Annotated in this window: 2 protein-coding genes and 1 pseudogene; 1 reads left to right on the forward strand and 2 read right to left on the reverse strand. The window is 77.6% G+C overall.

Features of this window, described 5'->3' with window-relative positions; translation table 11 throughout:
• The coding region (locus tag GTW08_RS02860) for a sugar-binding domain-containing protein (protein WP_237453484.1) at positions 1–397 on the forward strand (397 nt) is incomplete at its 5' end.
• Positions 398–419: 22 nt separating this feature from the next.
• Here GTW08_RS02860 and GTW08_RS02865 read toward each other — a convergent pair.
• Positions 420–809: a winged helix-turn-helix transcriptional regulator gene (locus GTW08_RS02865; RefSeq protein WP_073575625.1), complete on the reverse strand. Its 390-nt coding sequence runs from the start codon at positions 807–809 to the stop codon at positions 420–422.
• A pseudogene (locus GTW08_RS30890) lies at positions 785–1,191 on the reverse strand (hypothetical protein); the annotation flags it as partial. The pseudogene GTW08_RS30890 and the gene GTW08_RS02865, both read right to left, overlap by 25 nt.

Genomic DNA, 1,191 nt, shown 5'->3' on the forward strand with positions numbered 1-1,191 from the left:
CGTCGCCGACGCGCTGGCCCGCTGCGCCGCGCTGGACACCGCGGTCGTCGGGATCGGGGCGTGGCGGGCCGGGCACTCCACCGTGCACGACGTGCTGACCGCCCCCGAACGACGACGGCTGGCCGCGGGCGGCGCGGTCGGCGAGGTCGTCGGGCTGCTGATCGACCGCGCCGGCCGGGTCCTCGACAGCGGACCGGCGCACCAGCTCGTCGCGGCCGGGGAGGCGGACCTGCGGGCCGCGGGCGACGTGATCGCCCTGGTCAGGGACCCGGAGCGGGCCGAGGCCACCCGCGCCGTGCTGCGCTCGGGCCTGGTCCACACCCTGGTCTGCGACGCGGCGACGGCCGACGCCCTGCTCGCCCCGGGCGATGGGCGGCACCCGCCGGGCGGCGCCTGAGGTACCGGCCCCGCCGTGGTGCTCACCAGGCGTCGGGCTCGACCTCGGCGGTCATGTCCCGCCACGCCACCGGCTCGGCGCAGTGCGCACAGGTGAGCCGGGGCTCGGCGGGGTGGCCGCAGCCGCGGTGCACCAGCCGGACCGGTGGGACGTCGACGGCGTACCGGTCGCCCCAGTTCATCAGCGCCACCAGCACCGGGTAGAGGTCGGCACCCTTGGGCGTGAGCCGGTACTCGTGCCGGACCGGACGCTCCTGGTAGGGCACGCGATCGAGCACGCCCTCCTCCACCAGCACGCGCAGCCGGTCGTTGAGGACGGTGCCGCCGAGACCGAGCTCGTCGCGGAAGTGGTCGTAGCGGCGCTCGCCGCGGAAGCACCCGCTCAGGATCAGCAGGGCCGCGGGCCCGCCGATCCGACCGGGCCGGTGACCGGGCGCAGGTAGGCGTCGCCACGGTCGGCGAACGGTCCCAGGTAGGAGACGTAGATCGGGTTGCCCGCGTCGGTCCGGGACCGGAAGGGGACGCAGCTGCCGTCGGCGCGCAGGTAGTTCGCGCCGGGGTGTGCGCGCAGGTGCTCGGACACGTCCTCGCGGTAGCGCGCGGGGTCGACGGCCGCGCCGACGACGACCAGGTCCGCCGGCGCCGCGCAGGACACCGGCGCGAGCGGGCGGCCGAGGCGCAGGTCGGCGTCGGGCAGGGTGGTCGTGGCCTCGGCGGGCTGCACCGGTCCGGTCGTCGCCGGTGCACCCTGCCCGGCGGGCGGCGCGCCGGACGGAACGGTCAGCAGCGCCCAGG

Source organism: Pseudonocardia sp. SID8383 (assembly GCF_009864975.1).
In the GTDB taxonomy this organism is placed as follows: domain Bacteria; phylum Actinomycetota; class Actinomycetes; order Mycobacteriales; family Pseudonocardiaceae; genus Pseudonocardia; species Pseudonocardia alni.